Source organism: Aneurinibacillus sp. Ricciae_BoGa-3 (assembly GCF_028421645.1).
Classification (GTDB): domain Bacteria; phylum Bacillota; class Bacilli; order Aneurinibacillales; family Aneurinibacillaceae; genus Aneurinibacillus_B.
In genome coordinates this window covers 2,230,039-2,245,588 of record NZ_CP116887.1, presented here as the reverse complement: position 1 = coordinate 2,245,588, position 15,550 = coordinate 2,230,039, and the positions used below count along the sequence as shown (strand labels likewise).

General features: G+C 43.5%; 16 protein-coding genes and 3 riboswitches. Of the genes, 5 read left to right on the top strand and 11 right to left on the bottom strand.

Going from position 1 to position 15,550, the window contains the following annotated elements; translation table 11 throughout:
* Positions 1–38: 38 nt before the first annotated feature.
* The 8 genes from PP175_RS11425 to PP175_RS11390 all read right to left on the bottom strand — a co-directional run bounded on the left by PP175_RS11425 (position 39) and on the right by PP175_RS11390 (position 8,321).
* Positions 39–845, bottom strand: a complete 807-nt coding sequence (locus PP175_RS11425; protein WP_272442917.1) for a HoxN/HupN/NixA family nickel/cobalt transporter — start codon at positions 843–845, stop codon at positions 39–41.
* A gap of 139 nt (positions 846–984) precedes the next feature.
* A riboswitch (cobalamin riboswitch) is annotated at positions 985–1,182 on the bottom strand.
* Between the two features lie 63 nt (positions 1,183–1,245).
* Entirely contained in the window at positions 1,246–1,557 is a 312-nt protein-coding gene (locus PP175_RS11420; protein WP_272442916.1) for a DUF3892 domain-containing protein, read from the bottom strand.
* A 63-nt stretch (positions 1,558–1,620) separates the two neighbouring features.
* Positions 1,621–2,805 carry a trans-sulfuration enzyme family protein gene (locus PP175_RS11415; RefSeq protein ID WP_272442915.1) on the bottom strand — a complete coding sequence of 395 codons (1,185 nt, stop codon included), beginning with the start codon at positions 2,803–2,805 and terminating at the stop codon, positions 1,621–1,623.
* A 358-nt stretch (positions 2,806–3,163) separates the two neighbouring features.
* Positions 3,164–3,281, bottom strand: a riboswitch (SAM riboswitch).
* Between the two features lie 60 nt (positions 3,282–3,341).
* The gene (locus PP175_RS11410; RefSeq protein WP_272442914.1) at positions 3,342–4,514 is read right to left on the bottom strand and encodes a trans-sulfuration enzyme family protein; all 1,173 of its coding nucleotides are present in this window, start codon (positions 4,512–4,514) and stop codon (positions 3,342–3,344) included.
* A gap of 78 nt (positions 4,515–4,592) precedes the next feature.
* Positions 4,593–4,711, bottom strand: a riboswitch (SAM riboswitch).
* Positions 4,712–4,798: 87 nt separating this feature from the next.
* Positions 4,799–5,338, bottom strand: coding sequence for an undecaprenyl-diphosphatase (locus PP175_RS11405; protein WP_272442912.1), 540 nt, complete (start codon positions 5,336–5,338; stop codon positions 4,799–4,801).
* A gap of 34 nt (positions 5,339–5,372) precedes the next feature.
* Complete coding sequence (locus tag PP175_RS11400; protein ID WP_272442910.1) at positions 5,373–5,570, bottom strand: hypothetical protein; 198 nt, start codon at positions 5,568–5,570, stop codon at positions 5,373–5,375.
* A gap of 28 nt (positions 5,571–5,598) precedes the next feature.
* Positions 5,599–6,744: an MGDG synthase family glycosyltransferase gene (locus PP175_RS11395; protein WP_272442909.1), complete on the bottom strand. Its 1,146-nt coding sequence runs from the start codon at positions 6,742–6,744 to the stop codon at positions 5,599–5,601.
* A 104-nt stretch (positions 6,745–6,848) separates the two neighbouring features.
* Positions 6,849–8,321, bottom strand: a complete 1,473-nt coding sequence (locus PP175_RS11390; RefSeq protein ID WP_272442908.1) for a sensor histidine kinase — start codon at positions 8,319–8,321, stop codon at positions 6,849–6,851.
* Between the two features lie 290 nt (positions 8,322–8,611).
* On the opposite strand from PP175_RS11390, the gene PP175_RS11385 reads away from it, so the two are divergent.
* From PP175_RS11385 to PP175_RS11365, 5 genes are all read left to right on the top strand, one after another.
* Positions 8,612–9,256, top strand: coding sequence for a phosphatase PAP2 family protein (locus PP175_RS11385; protein ID WP_272442907.1), 645 nt, complete (start codon positions 8,612–8,614; stop codon positions 9,254–9,256).
* 323 nt (positions 9,257–9,579) lie between these two features.
* Positions 9,580–10,404, top strand: a complete 825-nt coding sequence (locus PP175_RS11380) for an STAS domain-containing protein (RefSeq protein ID WP_272442906.1) — start codon at positions 9,580–9,582, stop codon at positions 10,402–10,404.
* A gap of 164 nt (positions 10,405–10,568) precedes the next feature.
* Positions 10,569–10,799 carry a hypothetical protein gene (locus PP175_RS11375; protein ID WP_272442905.1) on the top strand — a complete coding sequence of 77 codons (231 nt, stop codon included), beginning with the start codon at positions 10,569–10,571 and terminating at the stop codon, positions 10,797–10,799.
* Positions 10,768–11,136 carry a CidA/LrgA family protein gene (locus tag PP175_RS11370; protein WP_272442904.1) on the top strand — a complete coding sequence of 123 codons (369 nt, stop codon included), beginning with the start codon at positions 10,768–10,770 and terminating at the stop codon, positions 11,134–11,136. The genes PP175_RS11375 and PP175_RS11370 overlap by 32 nt, the downstream gene beginning before the upstream one ends.
* Positions 11,133–11,819 carry an LrgB family protein gene (locus PP175_RS11365; protein WP_272442903.1) on the top strand — a complete coding sequence of 229 codons (687 nt, stop codon included), beginning with the start codon at positions 11,133–11,135 and terminating at the stop codon, positions 11,817–11,819. The genes PP175_RS11370 and PP175_RS11365 overlap by 4 nt, the downstream gene beginning before the upstream one ends.
* Positions 11,820–11,941: 122 nt before the next feature.
* On the opposite strand, the gene PP175_RS11360 is transcribed toward PP175_RS11365, so the two are convergent.
* The 3 genes from PP175_RS11360 to PP175_RS11350 form a co-directional block, all read right to left on the bottom strand.
* Positions 11,942–13,126 (bottom strand): levoglucosan dehydrogenase, encoded by a 1,185-nt coding sequence (locus PP175_RS11360; protein ID WP_272442901.1) that lies wholly within the window; start codon positions 13,124–13,126, stop codon positions 11,942–11,944.
* A gap of 115 nt (positions 13,127–13,241) precedes the next feature.
* Complete coding sequence (locus PP175_RS11355; RefSeq protein WP_272442900.1) at positions 13,242–14,048, bottom strand: sugar phosphate isomerase/epimerase family protein; 807 nt, start codon at positions 14,046–14,048, stop codon at positions 13,242–13,244.
* A 36-nt stretch (positions 14,049–14,084) separates the two neighbouring features.
* Positions 14,085–15,389 (bottom strand): MFS transporter, encoded by a 1,305-nt coding sequence (locus PP175_RS11350; RefSeq protein WP_272442899.1) that lies wholly within the window; start codon positions 15,387–15,389, stop codon positions 14,085–14,087.
* Between the last annotated feature and the right edge of the window lie 161 nt (positions 15,390–15,550).

Below are 15,550 nucleotides of genomic sequence, written 5' to 3'. Positions count from 1 at the left end.
AGATGCACATGGTTAGCAAGACAGCACTAATCCAAAAATTACTTGATGGCCTCGCCAGAACCTGATTTATTTTGCGATTTAAGACGCAGATTAAGAAAGGTGAAACAAAGAATGAGTAAGAAAAAGCTTACAGCTCCTGCTACTTCAAAATCTATGTTTAGGAAAGGACCAAAGAATGTAATCGTCTCGTAAAAGCAAACACCATATGCGAGAAAAACAATGACCCACCCGATCAATCTGGATGCTGCTCTCCCCACCCTGCCGGACGTTTTCATCATTTGGTAGGTGATAAAAGAATCAACCGTATCTGTAAGCATCATACCAAGCATAAACACGCATCCAACGATCACAGACATGAATCCGCCAGCATGGCCGGCTGCAAGAGCCCAGGCAGACGTTTGGCTTACGGTGTCAGCAGCCAACGCAAACATACCGCCGATTAGAATAATGAGGAGAGGATTTGTCGTGCTCTTTGCAAACTTCGGTATAAGCCTGCCCTTCAGCCCGCTTAATAGAAATTCTTGCTCTATTGATTTTGTTCGCAGGAGATTGAATAAATTTAAGCTCCCAATTACAAATAGCGATACAATCGATACCCAGGTGGAAGCGGTATCGAAATAGGCCGGGAATGTAAAGTGATTGACGAATGCCCCGAGAATGATCGCAATGCCTGCAACAACCAGCCCATGGCCAAGCGAAAACAGCGTGCCGACCCACCGGGCAATCGGGCTGCCAATCCGCCAATTATACCGGATTTGCCCGTCAATAAAGGCGAGGTGATCCGCATCTATTCCATGGCGAAGCCCTAAAACAAACACGAGAAATATGAGCGATAAGCTGTCCACAGTGAACCTCCTTTGCCGTAAAACGCAAAAACGGCATCTTTCCCGTAATAAGAAAGACGCCGTTTGTAAAAAATTATGTTCAAACAGTCTAAACCGTTTGTAATAACGTGGCACACCTCCTCATCCTCGTGAGTTTTTTTGCGTGTTGCATTTCAAGGCAGGTCTCCTGGCTTAGAATCAATGGCCTGCTGCTTCCTTCCCAAATCGCGCTAGCGAATCAGTGGAATTAACTTGCAGCAGCCCTCCTCTTTACAGTGGCGGGACCGCGCCGGCTTTTAACCGGTCTTCCCTTTTAAGTTACGGGATTATCCGTAACACCTTGAAACAATTATGCAGTTGTCAAAGAAATTATAGCATAACCTGGTAACGAGTAAACAGCTAAAATTTTAAATTTGCACAATTAAAAGGCAGGCAGATTATCTAAATTGTTCTGTTTGATGCCATCCGGCTCGCTTCTCAAGATATCCCGGCCGTACCTGTGAAATACATCCACATGGGCCAGTGTGCCAGCTTTCGCTTCGTTTAAGGCTGTAACATAGTCCAATTCCCTGCCTGTATTCGTTTTAACTGCAATAATATCACCGTCGTTATTTTTTCGAACCGCGACGATTTCTTCGGTGCCGGCCGGGAGATTTTGCACTGCCATATTCTGCATCGTCTCCAGTTCACCCCGGGCCTTGTACTGATTATAAATTTGCTCAAAATTATCCATCGGGCTTTTCCCTCCTTTTTTTAGGAGTATGCCCTTCTTGAATTGAATGTTGCACCGGGTGTTTTAAAGTGGGGTGCTCAAAACCGCGCTGGTGAGCGCCTGCTCCAAATCATTCAATAAATCTTCTTCGTCTTCCAGGCCAACGGATAACCGGAGAAGCGTGTCGGTCACACCCATCTGTATGCGTTTATCTTCCGGTATGCTCGCGTGGGACATGCGAGCGGGGTATGTGAGTATGCTTTCGACAGCCCCAAGGCTAACGGCAAGCGCCGGTATTTTAATGTTATTCACAAAATTCTTAACTTGATCGATATCATGAAGCACAAAGGAGATGATCCCGCCAAATCCTGTCGCCTGCTGCAGCGCCAACTCATGGCCCGGGTGTTCAGGAAGACCCGGATAATACACATGCTTGACTTCCGGGCGGTTCTTGAGCCAAAGCGCAAGGCTGTGAGCTGTCTTCTGGTGCTGGTCCATTCTAACCTTCAATGTTTTCAAGCCGCGCAGCATAAGCCAGGAATCCTGTGGTCCTAGTATCGCGCCAAATGCATTTTGAATGAATTTGATTTCGTCGGCTAACTCTGCTGTCGCCGCAACAACTAAGCCCCCAACTACATCGCTGTGCCCTCCGATATATTTTGTCGCACTGTGGACAACAACATCAGCGCCAAGCTGCAGAGGCTGCTGCAGGTAAGGCGTCATAAAAGTATTATCGACAACGGTTATAATGCCGTGACGCTTTGCGACCTCACTCACTGCTTTAATGTCGGTAATATTCATCTGCGGGTTAGACGGGGTTTCAAGAAAGACCATGCGCGTTTCGGGTAAGATCGCCGATTCAACCGCGTTTACATTAGTCGTATCTACAAATTCCGCTTTTATACCAAAGCGCGGGAAGAGCCGCGTTACAGCTCGGTATGTTCCCCCATATATATCAGCAGAAAGTAAAATGTGATCGCCGGCAGAAAGCAAACAAAGTACGGATGAGATAGCTGCCATTCCAGAGGAGAAGGCAAAGCCTGCGTATCCTCCCTCCAATTTCGCGATGGCGTCCTCCAGCGCTTCCCGGGTAGGATTTCCGGACCGGGAGTAATCAAAGCGGCCCGGTTCATCAAAGGAAAACTGATGGAAGGTAGACACTTGATATATCGGCGTACTTAGCGCTCCAAAATGGTTTTCATCTACGGATTCGGCGTGCACAAGCTTCGTTCCAAACGATGTGGTGGATGTTTTAGCATTAACTGGCATAAGGGCCTCCCTTTAATATCTTGTGAAAAACATCGCGGCCCATGCCGCTCTCTCCTTTCCCCTCATAGAAGTTTTTACGGCCGCTTTGTGGAACGGCGGTCGGACCGGCAAAAACATCTGGGTATCTCAATGATGGAGACACTTTGCCAGTCTTTTTCGCCTTCTGTTCCACACGCTACATCGGGGGAAAGAAAGGGCGGACATGCGCCTCGCGATGTTTTCTTCTGGTGTTTCGGGACCGGAGGTCCCATTTAAAAAATCGTTAAACGCACTTCAACACGTTAAAGCAAAATATTCATTCCTCTACGAAAATAAAAACCTCTTTATCCGAAGATAAAGAGGTGGGTGTTAGACCGTATCCTTATCTTCCAGGAAATATTCCTGTTGGATTTAGCACCTTCCGTCCCTAAATATAAAAGGGTCATTGGGGTTGCTGGGCTTCATCGGGCCAATCCCTCCGCCACTCTTGATAAGATTCATTATTCAAATTGTTCCTTAATATTACTTCTGGTCAAATATTTTGTCAAGATTCAAATTTATTTTACTGGCAAAACTTGTTCCTTACTCGATCTGTACTGATTAAATGTCTGTTTAAAATCTCCAATTAAATCGTCGATATGTTCGATTCCTACAGATAAACGAAGAAGTTGATCCGTTATGCCAAGACTATTGCGAATTTCTTCCGGGATGTCCGCATGTGTTTGTCTTGCAGGAAAAGTGATCAGACTTTCCACTCCGCCAAGGCTCTCTGCAAACGTTATAAGCTTCAAATGTTCGAGCAGATAAGGAACGAGTGCCTTATCCTTCACACTGAAAGAAAGCATGCCGCCAAACCCGGAAGCCTGCTGACTGCATGTTTCATAGCCAGGATGATCGGCTAGACCCGGATAATATACCTGTTCGACCTCAGGCTGTCGGGTAAGCCACTCGGCAATCTGCTGGGCATTTTCTTGATGGCGATCCATCCGTAGAGCCAGCGTCTTTAACCCCCGCAGCAACAGCCAACAATCCTGCGGTCCTAAAATACCGCCTGCTGAATTTTGCACAAAACGAATTTTTTCTCCCAGCGACTCTTCACGTGTAACCACTACGCCTGCGACCACGTCGTTATGCCCGCTCAAATATTTTGTAGCGGAATGCACCACAATGTCTGCACCCAGTACAAGCGGCTGTTGGAAATAGGGGGTCATAAATGTGTTGTCTACAATGGTCAGCAGGTCATGGCGTTTCGCAATGTCAATGCTCTTTTTAAGGTCGCTAATCTTCATTAACGGATTTGTCGGCGTCTCAATAAATAAAGCTTTCGTAGATTCGCGAACCGAGGACTCAATCGCCTTACTATCACTCGTATCCACATAGCTGACCTCAATGCCGTATTGGCAAAACATTTCATTTAACAATCTGTATGTCCCGCCATATAAGTCTTCGGAGACGACAAGGTGATCACCTGGTTTGAATAGAAAGAATACCGCTGTTATGGCTGCCATTCCCGTCGAAAAAGAGACGCCAACCGCGCCCTTTTCCAGGGCAGCTACAGCTTCCTCCAGCGCGGTGCGAGTGGGGTTCGCCGTACGGGAATAGTCATACCCGGTGCTCTCTCCAAGTCTCGGGTGCGCAAACGTTGCGGATTGATAAATGGGCGTACTAACAGAGCCTGTCGCTGGATCTTTACCTAAACCTGCTCTTACAAGAATGGTTTCAATTTGCATGGTATCCCTCCAAGATTATTTGTATGTAAAAAAACACTCTCCGCAGAAGGAAGAGTGTTTGTAACCAATCATTGCACTCTCTCATCTGCAAGAACATAATCGTTCTACAGGAATTGGCACCGTTCAAATGAACGTTTGATTCATTCGATGGTTGCCGGGCTTCATCGGGCCAGTCCCTCCGCCACTCTGGATAAGAGTTAACCTATTAAATTGTTCTGAACTTTATTGCTTGTTGTTCATTATACACGATAAAGCTGGCACAAATAAACAACTTTTTTGTTTTTTTACGACCTCATGCCCAAGTATGACGTTTTTTGCTGTTTGCTCTTCGCAACAAATTTCGAAACAACCATCCCGGAAAGAATGCCGACAATTGCTCCGCCCAATACATCTGTAGGATAATGGTTGCCGACAAACACACGTGAAATACCAACAAGAATAGCAATTGCCAGCAGCAGCTTTCCTAATCTTGGGTAAAAACGCCATAGAGCAAACGTAATGGAAAAAGCGCCTACTGTGTGATCACTTGGGAAAGAAGAGTCAGGAGCATGGGTTAACAATAGATTTACATGGTGTGTTACAAATGGACGAGCGCGATAAAAAACATGGTGAATCACAAAGTTTACAGCTAAACCAATCACTGCTGCCGCGATCCCCCCAAGCCCCACTCTTCTCATAGCCTTGGATTTCGAAGCAAATATAATGACGAGTAAAACAATCCCATATAAAATAGGTCCATAGGAGCTAAAAGCTTTCATAATACCATCTAGAAGCGAATTCTTGCCTGCAAAACCATTGATGAACTGAAACAATTGATAATCCACTATGTTACCTCCAAATTAATCTTTACCTTTTTCATTATTTCTTTATTTTGGCAAACGATTTAATAACCCAGCCGATAATCAGCACCAAAAAAGCGGCGCGAATACCCGTTAAGAAATCTTTGCCATTTTCTGCCGGTAAAGCCAGCGTATGAATACTGGCTGGGACATTTGCATAGGCATCCGCCCTGGGCAATAAAACAAGTACAAGTGCTAGAAAGCCAAGCTTTATCATGATAGATTTCCACCTTAACTTTCAAAGTTCAGGAATTTGCTTTAGTAAACATTCGGGGTGAATGCAGATGAAGGGCATAAGGGCACCACTTATACTCAAATTTTTTCGCATTCCTTTTCATGTGTGAAAGTTCCTCCGGGTTTCCAACTGCTTTCTGAAGCAAATCGAGTAAATCTTTCCTGTTGTGAGCTTGCAGCGCAACACCCGACCTGACCAAGAATTCAGCGTTATCCACCTCCTGGCCGGGAATCGGTTTGTAAAGGAGCATCGGCAAGTGTGCGGCAATGGCCTCTGATGTGGTTACGCCTCCGGGTTTGGTAATGATCAGATCGGAGATAGCCATGATCTCGGCAATGTGGTCAACATATCCCATAACATTTACATGATGAATGGATCGCCGTAACTCTTTATCCAGTTTTTTGCGAAGCTTATCGTTGTGGCCGCAAACGATAAGTACGTTTAACTTGACAGGCAGCGAATTTCCTTTCAGTACACGTGCCAATCCTCCAATCATACCCTCTCCCCCGCCCATAACCATTACAGTTGGCAGCGAAGAATCCACCCCGTACTTGCTTAACACTAATTTTTTGTTGTACCTCTGACTGAATTCAGCGCGAATCGGAATGCCTGTAACCATAATGCGGGACTCCGGAACGCCCATCTCGATGAGCGATTGTTTCACGTAATCGGAACCAACAATATAGTAATCCGTTTGTGGAGATAGCCAATAACCATGATCGGTGTGATCCGTTATCACGGTATAAGTAGGAACAGTTAGCATGTTCCTTGCTTTGAGGTAGGCCACAATCGTCGCGGATAATGGGCAGGTACTAATCACCACAGACGGCTGAACATCCCCAATTACATTTTGAATTTTTGGCAGCCCAATGATTTTAAGGAAAATCTTCGGCAGAAATGCAGCAACGTGACTGTCTCTTGTGGCGTTATACAGGACCCCATACACAAATGGCAATTTCTTCACCATAAGCATAAAGATAAAATGGATAATCAGATGGATATTCGGATTTATCCTTTTAATCACATCCATCACTTCGATGTCAGCACCTGGCGAACAAAAACCGAACGACTCAGAAATAGCTTCGGCCACTTTCCTATGGCCATCACCAAAGCTCCCTGTTAGTATTAAAATTTTATTATGGTTTCTTATGTTCATTATTTATCCACCCATTCAGCTTCGGCTTGCTCTTTTATATTACGAGGCATTCCTAAACTGCTTTTAAAAAAAACCTTAATTTTTTCTTAAACCTCTATAATTGGCTAAACGTCAGGCTCATCTGTGGTTGGATTTATTCTTCTTAGGGTAAAGAATATGCTTGTACCTTTTCCCTCTACACTCTTCGCCCATATTTGACCGCCATGCTCTTCAACAATCCTTTTGGAAATTGCAAGCCCAAGCCCGCTTCCGCCTGTCGAAGAATTTCTGGAGGCATCTGCCCTGTAAAACGTATCAAAGATAAAAGGAATCAATTTCTCGGGTATTCCCTGTCCATTATCCTTAATTTCAATAGTGACCGTGTGCTCGTCTGCCGTCAGATAAATATCTATTTTTCCGTTCTCTCTATTCATGTATTTGACTGCATTCTCGATAACGTTTGTAATGATCCGTTTGAGCTTTTCTCTATCTGCAATAACCGGCAGGGGTCCTTGGGCCTTATGATGAAAGTCAATGCAAACCCCGCTTCTTTCCATATCAAACTGCATTTCTTCGGTGCAATCCGTTAAATAACTATCGATATCGATTTCTTCAAAATTAAAGGGGAGCTTCTTTAAATCCAGCTTTGAAAATAGAAATAACTGATCAATAAGTTCATCGAGATCATTGGCTTTAACGTAAATGGTTTTAATATACCGCTCCATTTTCTCCTGAGTATCTGCCACCCCATCCATGATGCCTTCCACATACCCTTTGATTGCTGTTATGGGGGTTTTAAGATCGTGCGAGATTGTTGAGATTAGTTCTTTTCTATTATTCTCATACTGCATTTGCTGTTCGACAGATGACTTCAATTGAAACCGCATGGCTTCAAACGCCCCAGCCAGTTCCCCGATTTCGTCTTTTGCATACGGCTCCATCGCAAAATTCAGGTTGCCTTCCTTAATTTTCTCGGCAGCCTTTTTTAAAGATCGAAGCGGTTTTACAATACTGCGAGATACCATATAAGTGAGAATTCCGTTCGTAAAAACAATAATTAACAGGAACGCGACCCCGATTGTAATGATGAGCTTGTACGCAAACTGTCCAATTGGACCGACCCCTGTCAATAGAAAGACAGTTGCACGCTGTCCATTCGTGAAATGAAAATCATGCTGCTTAGTTAAATATAAGCGGCCGCCAATAAATTCCGGATCTTGATTCTCTTCATGGTGATACCTGAATTTGGACAGATGTGCTGCCACGTTTTGTCCATCAAACAGCTTGGAGGCATGTATCACACGGTTATTCTCCCGCACAACAATGCCGGAATTAATGAGGGTTAACTTTTGTTCGAGCCCAGAGAGGTATTTAGCATCCTTTAACTGATCCGGATTTTTATCAGCTGTTAGCTTAATGTCCGTAAATAGTTTTGACCCCTCCATAATAAGGTTGTTCTCCGTTTCACCCAGAGTGGCTATATTACGAATGCTTCCTATAGATGCTTGAATAAAGCCTAACGCGATCCCGATCGTTAAAATTATAGGAACGATGAGCATGGCAAGATAGGATAATATGAGACGTAGTTTGATCGACACGGTTTTCACCTTCATTTCTCTGCAATCAAATAAATTCCAAACCGACAACAAACAGTATACTATTTTTGCTTCAGTAAGCAATCTCATCGTAGCGGGTAGGGCTAAATTTTATATAAACAAAAGCTTAAAATTTGTTTAAATCTAAAGAAGTTGAACTTATGCTGTCCTTGGGAAGTCTCTTTAAAAAACTAAAGCATGAGTCTTGCCCTTTTCCATGGAAGGGAAGGCAAATTCAGGCATGTTTGGGAATGCAGAAGGGAATAGTAACGGCATAGGAGGAGGTCTATAATGTGGATAAACCTGGGTTGAAATTTACGCCCGTTTTTATATACAGTCTGTCGGCAGTCGCGTGTTTTGTATGGATGGCTGTATGGATAAGCACGAAACAAATAACCCGCTTTGACAATGCTATTATCGCTCTGGTGCAGGGGTATGAATCTCCTGCATTAACTTTCATCATGAAATTTTTTACTTTTATTGGATCAACCCCTTGTGTTGCTGTCCTTGCCATTCTTGTGATGGTTTTTCTCTATAAAGTGCTGCATCATCGGATGGAACTGATTGTTTTTCTTGTCGTCGTGGTCGGTACACCGCTGTTGAACGTGCTCTTAAAATCTTTATTTCGACGGCAGCGCCCCACCATACACCGGCTGATTGAGCAAGCAGGGTACAGTTTTCCGAGCGGCCATTCCATGGAAGCATTCGCCTTTTATGGCGTGCTAACCTTTCTTCTATGGCGCCATATTCCCACACGGCCCGGGCGTACACTGTTGCTTATTTTTAGTGCACTTATGATTCTTGCAATTGGCGTGAGCCGAATTTATTTGGGCGTTCATTATCCAAGTGATGTGCTTGGCGGTTACTTTGTCAGCGCCTTCTGGCTGGGCTTAACCATTTGGATTTTTCAATGGTATCAGGAACGCAGACAAAAATAATCTGAATGGCTTTTTGCGAGCCATAACCGAATATTTCAATGATGAGATAAAAACATGTAAAAAGAATCGTTACATTTATATAGGTTATAAATAACAATACGATATTACAGAACGTTTTCCGATACTGGATTAGTCGGCTGAATTTTTTCCACGCTTTCGCCCCACCTTTTCATTATCCTATAGCATTGTATGTCTATGCGCACTCAACTAGAATATTTGTGAGAAACCATTGACCAGCAGAGGAAGGCATACATTGGCTATAACCATAGTTAAGACTTTTAAGGTATAATCTTAGTATTATAATGGTGGGGACGTGGAAAATATTGAACTCGATTTCACAAGTTGCGGAATATCTTCATATAAATGCAAAACGATTAGCTGTTGCTATTGCAGAAGATCTCCTTCAAAGAATGAAATTTGAAATCTCACAACAAGAAAAAGAGCAGGGAATTCTTGCCTACGTGGAATTTCTACGGTTTTTAAGTCTATCGCTATCTCTTCCGGAAGGCGAAATGCCTAAGGGGCATAGCCAATGGATTAAAACAAATACAGAACGTGAGGTTGCTTTAGTAGGAAAAATTTCGGATGCTGTTGCGTTATATCCAACTGTTCGAATGGTGTTTACTGAACATATTACAAACACAAGTGTAGAGTTGAATCTGTCCTTAGAAGATGTTGTATTTGTAAATACACGGCTTAACTATATGTTCGACATCAGCATCAACGAAACCATTCAAACATTTGAACGCCTTAAAGACACCATAATTAAAGAGGCCCAGGATGAGATAAATGACTTATCGGCACCTGTCGTCCCTTTTCATGACGGAATTGCGGTACTGCCACTCATAGGTTCCATAGACTCTCGCAGAGCAAGATACCTTTTGGAACAGGTAGTCCCTAAGATCACCCGGTCTGCAGTGGATTGGCTGATTATCGATTTTTCCGGCATCCTGATTATTGATACAGCAGTAGCCAACCATATCTTTAAAATTCATGAAGTCCTCCGTATGTTGGGAATCCATGCAATTGCTACAGGTATTCGCCCTGAATTAGCACAAACCGTCGTGAATGGCGGCATTGATTTCTCATCCATCAAAACATACGCAAATGTTAAACAAGCAATTGACAGTATTAAAAAACAGCAATAGTAGTCGTTTCCTAATAGGAACGGCTTCTTTTTTTTCAACGAGGAACTTATCTGAGAAAATCTAAAATTATATTGTAAGGGAATATGACAAAAATGCGTAAAAAGTACAGCGACGGGTGTAGAATCTTCCATATAAACATCCCAACGAGAAAGGTGGAAGACGCCATGCTGCTGGGCCGCATTGTCTTTTTACAGCAACTTAAAGAAGAGTTGATTGAAAAATTAAAAAATCCTGCTACTACTTATTCCAGTATGACAGACATTCATAAACAATTACGCCAAATCAATAGAGAAATTCAGTCCATTAGACAAATGGAAAATAGTAAGGAAGGGGACCAAAGTGCCGGTAAGAAGGTGGTTCAAAATGCGAATCCTCCTTATGAAAATTTTATTTGAAATTGCGCTTCTCTCCATTTTGTATGAGTTAAGCGTGATTATAAGTGGCCTGCTTCCAATACCGATCCCGCCTGTGTTAATTGGAATGGGGCTGCTGATCCTTCTTCTGAAAACAAAGTTGGTAAGAACCGATCAATTGGAACACGCGAGCCATTTCTTTACCCGCCATATGCTGTTCTTTTTCATTCCTGTTATTGCAGGTGTGATGCAGTACTGGAATGTCATTCGTCAGGGTGGGTGGGATTTACTCTTCACGGTGATCCTGAGCACCGCTTCCGTTCTTATCACAACTGCGCTCATCACGTTATTGTTTAGAAAAAGGAGGAAAGTAAGATGAGTATCTATTCGATGTTTATCTGGATTATTCTTACCGTATCCCTCTATTTGGCAGCCGATAGGCTTTACAATAAAACCTCTTCTGGCTGGATAAATCCCCTATTTATTTGTCCGGCTGCTCTAATTGGTATTCTATGGCTAACCCATACGAATTATGCGACCTACCATACGGCAACGCAGCCTATCACCTTTTTCCTCGGACCTATACAACTCGCTATGGTTATTCCTTTGTACAAATACGCATCCGTTTTAAAGCAAAATGTTTTTACGATTTTGTCCGGTGTGGCAGCAGGTACATGTTCAGGTATTTTTTTAGTAATGGTTATGTCCCACTTATTTCACTTTAGCTTTTCTACGCTGGCTTCCCTGACTCCAAAATCCGTTACAGCACCCATGGCGGTTTCGGTTTCACAACTATTAGGCGGCTTGCCGGAACTGACAGCTGTGTTCACCGTGATGACTGCCTTAATTGGAATGGTTATAGGTCCTGTGATTTTGCAGGGGCTGGGAATTAAGAACACCATGGTAAAGGGATTAGCTCTTGGCACCGCCGCATCCATGGTAGGGGCTGCCCGCGCCGCACAATGGGGAGAACAAGAAGGTATTATGGGAACACTGGGCATGGTTCTTTCCGCTTTAATCATGCCAGTGGCTGCACTCGGATTGTTGTCTGCGATGTTTTAAAAATAGTCTTGCTAAAAAAAGGGTTGCTCCAGCACAAGCACGACCTTTACAAAGAGAAAACAGGCATTGCGCCAATCGCAATGCCTGTTAAGGTTGTTAATACTATTCGTTTGCTAACTGCATTATTTTACAGATGCAGCTGTTTTTTCAAGGCTAACCCATTCACCTTTTTCAGCTGATTCAAGGATGCCATCCGCAATAACTTCGATGCGATAGCCATCATTGAAGTTTGGAGAAGCTTCTGTGCCTTCTACGATTGCTTTAAAGAAGTCATATGTTTCGATGATTTTTGTTTCTCCATAACCAATACCTAATGCTGGAATTGGCCATAATCCTTCTCCGTACGGCGTAGCTGGTCCTGTGTAAACCGTTCTGAAGCCTTTAGCATCACTTGGATCATCAGCGAAACATACTTGAAGTTCATCGCGGCGCTCATAGTTAAAGTATAAGGAGCCTTTTTCACCATGGATTTCGAAAGTCAAGAAGTTGTTACGGCCCCATGCATTGCGAGTCGCTTCAATGCTTCCAATTGCTCCATTGTCAAATTTAACCAATGTGATAAATTCATCATCTACGTCAACGGCACCTTTAGGTACATCTGCACCACTTTTGACCGTGCCTAACTTGTCAACGCCACCTGTTTGAACAGGTCTTTCATGAATCCATGTTTTTGTCACAGCATTCACATCTGTAATTTCCCCAACAAGATAGCGGGCAAAATCCACTACGTGCGTTCCGATATCACCTAAAGCACCTGAACCTGCAATTTTTTTCTGGAAACGCCAGGACAGAGGTGAATTCGGATCGGCAGACCAGTCCTGGAGATAGGTTCCACGGAAGCTAAGGATTTTTCCGATTCTGCCTTCTTCAATGTATTTTTTGGCCAGAGCAACAGCTGGCGTTCTTCTGTAGTTGAAGGCCACCGCATGTTTTACACCTGCAGCTTTTACGGCATCTAACATGGTTTTAGCTTCTGCAGCGCCCAATGCTAATGGTTTTTCGGAGATAATATGTTTGCCAGCTTTTGCTGCAGCGATCGCAATTTCCGCATGGGTGTTATTTGGAGTTACAATATCAATGATATCGATATCTGGATCATTGACGACTGCTCTCCAATCCGTAGAATAATTTTCAAACCCTAATTTTAAAGCTGCATCTTTGGCTAATTCTTCCTTTACATCTACGAGGGTGTGGCGATGTGGAATAGCTGGTGCTGGCCAGAAGAACATTGGCATTCCCGCATATGCAAGGGCATGCGCTTTTCCCATAAATCCTCCGCCAATCATACCTACGTTTAATTTTTTCATGTTCGTAACCTCCTGAAAATTAGTTGAATATATATGTTAATAATTGGATTAGCTTAACTGTGTTCGCAGATGTCTGTTTCCAGTTGTTGTTACTAAACGGTTAGGCTTGCTGCGCCTATTCGAACTGGGTTAAGTATTTACGGCTGATTTCAGCGCCTTGTTTTGGGTTTGGATAACTGTCTAACTCGACTGTAATCCAGCCATCGAAGTTTGCCTCATCTAACACTTTAATCATTTCATCAAATTTCTGATGGCCTTCTCCTAATGGCAAAAACTCACCGTTTTCATAATCTTTGAGATGAACATACTTGATACGATCCATATATTTTTTCATAACTTCAACCGGATCTCCACCGCCTGCTTCAATGTGTGCGGTATCTGGACAAAGGTTAATCGTAGTCAATGGCATTAATTTATCTAACTGCTCAGGTGCCTGAACATTCGTTCCCATATGAGGATGGTAACTTGCAATTAAATTGTATTTCTCTGCAATTTTTACTACTTTATTTAAAGCATTTCCTAGTGCTGCGTAGTCGCTTTCAAGGATACCATTCGTGCGAACGGCTCCACCGCCTACTACGAGATGCCGTGCACCTAATTCGGATGCGAGCGCGGCTACACTTTCAATTTTCAACAACTCTTCTTCCAAAATGTCCGGAAAAATAAAATTACCGCCTGTGTATACCCCAATAAACGTTAAGGCATGGTCCTTTATTAGTTTGATAAATTCTTCTTTCTTATCTTTATACTGCATCAGATTGCCATCAAAAAGTTCAAAGCCTGTATAGCCAGCTGCTGCAATATCCTTAATCGCTTCTTCCGTTGAGCCATTTGCAAGATAGTAAACATCTTTTATAGAAGTTACGCCTGCTGGATGTCCAACTACGCCTCCCCAGGTATTGGTTTGATAACCTAATTTCATGTTAATGCCCCCATTTGTCATTCAATTTATTGTGTGTTATTTTGCTTGAGACAATTTCGAAACATTAAGCTGTTCGTTTTCGGATGAAATGTCGCCCTGATCAAGCGCTTCCTCTGCTGGCAGCTTCATAAATTTCATCAAAAACGCCCCAACGAAATACATGATAGCAAAGACCCACATGACCCCATGAACACCAATACTTCCGATGAAAGTCCCAACAATGGCAGGAGCAATAAAGTAAGACATGCCGGCGCCAAAACTTACCACTGCCATGGCAGACCCTTTCTTCTCCGGAGCCAATGATGTTACTAAAGCAGAAAGCGGCACAAATCCACAGAGAACGATTCCAAAAATGATTCCCACGATGTTCATCGCCAGGAAACTGTGGCCAAACACTTGAGGCGTATACAGCATGACCAACGTCATCACACCACAACCGGTGCTGCCGATCCATCTGATGGTATTGCGCCAGCCTAACCATCTATCACTGATATACGGAATAACCAGATTAAAGCAAATGTTTGCCAGCCACATTGTACCCCAAATTTGCAGCCATTGTTCAGTCGTGAATCCATATTGGGATGCCAAATAAATTGGGAAAAAGATCGGCAGAGAACCTACGCCTGTTGAGTTGATGATACGGACGATTCCACCGATTGCAACTTTTGGTTCCTCGACACAAATAGTCAATCCGTTTAATAAACTTTTCAACTTTTCTTTTGGATTGCCCGTTTGTTGGCTTACTTCACCCTTGACAACGAGAACACCCACTAATCCACCGACTAACACCCAGGCAACAGCACTCCATAACAACCCAATATAACCGATTTTCGGAATCATGTACGCTGGAAAATAACTGCCGACAACGTAAAGTCCGCCACTCCAAGCTGCCCAAAACAAGCCTACCGCGGTAGCCATAATACGTTCCGGGCTTCGATACGTAACCCATACTAAAAATGAATAACAGAACAGTGGGTATCCTAACCCACGCAGCCCATAGGTTGGAAGCATAACGGCATAATTGTGTGCCTTTAAACCAAACTGAACAAAAAGAATTTGGCCGATTAGCCAGGTTATGAGGCCTGCTATCATAACCTTTCTTGGTCCCCACCCTTCGGTCAGTACGCCAGAGAAGTAGGAAGCAATGGCTAGCACGGCTCCGTATACCGCAAAAAGAGTGGCGGTCTGTTGAACAGAAAATCCCTGTTGATTAAGATAGGGAGACAGCCAGGCGTGTTCGAGGCCGTCACCTGCCATAAATATTAATGTCGCTACGTAACCCCAGATCACTCCCATCGGAAGACCTGCGATCGTGCGTTCATTTTGTGTAATCGCGTTCATGTTTATCACCTCAAGATTTATTTCATAATTCATGGTGCCCTACCATGCCTAAAGCCTAGTTGCAACATTACCAGGACTCCCTAAACCATTGTAACCATTACCCCGTTGAATATTTTAACCGCTTACTTAAGCACGGTGTTCAATATTTTAACCGCTTACTT

Coding starts and splice junctions, on each gene's coding strand:
- PP175_RS11420 (WP_272442916.1), bottom strand. CDS start 1,557: ATGGATAATTTTGAGCAAATTTATAATCAGTACAAGGCCCGGGGTGAA.
- PP175_RS11415 (WP_272442915.1), bottom strand. CDS start 2,805: ATGCCAGTTAATGCTAAAACATCCACCACATCGTTTGGAACGAAGCTT.
- PP175_RS11410 (WP_272442914.1), bottom strand. CDS start 4,514: ATGCAAATTGAAACCATTCTTGTAAGAGCAGGTTTAGGTAAAGATCCA.
- PP175_RS11400 (WP_272442910.1), bottom strand. CDS start 5,570: ATGATAAAGCTTGGCTTTCTAGCACTTGTACTTGTTTTATTGCCCAGG.
- PP175_RS11395 (WP_272442909.1), bottom strand. CDS start 6,744: ATGAACATAAGAAACCATAATAAAATTTTAATACTAACAGGGAGCTTT.
- PP175_RS11375 (WP_272442905.1), top strand. CDS start 10,569: ATGCTGCTGGGCCGCATTGTCTTTTTACAGCAACTTAAAGAAGAGTTG.
- PP175_RS11370 (WP_272442904.1), top strand. CDS start 10,768: ATGCGAATCCTCCTTATGAAAATTTTATTTGAAATTGCGCTTCTCTCC.
- PP175_RS11365 (WP_272442903.1), top strand. CDS start 11,133: ATGAGTATCTATTCGATGTTTATCTGGATTATTCTTACCGTATCCCTC.
- PP175_RS11360 (WP_272442901.1), bottom strand. CDS start 13,126: ATGAAAAAATTAAACGTAGGTATGATTGGCGGAGGATTTATGGGAAAA.
- PP175_RS11355 (WP_272442900.1), bottom strand. CDS start 14,048: ATGAAATTAGGTTATCAAACCAATACCTGGGGAGGCGTAGTTGGACAT.
- PP175_RS11350 (WP_272442899.1), bottom strand. CDS start 15,389: ATGAACGCGATTACACAAAATGAACGCACGATCGCAGGTCTTCCGATG.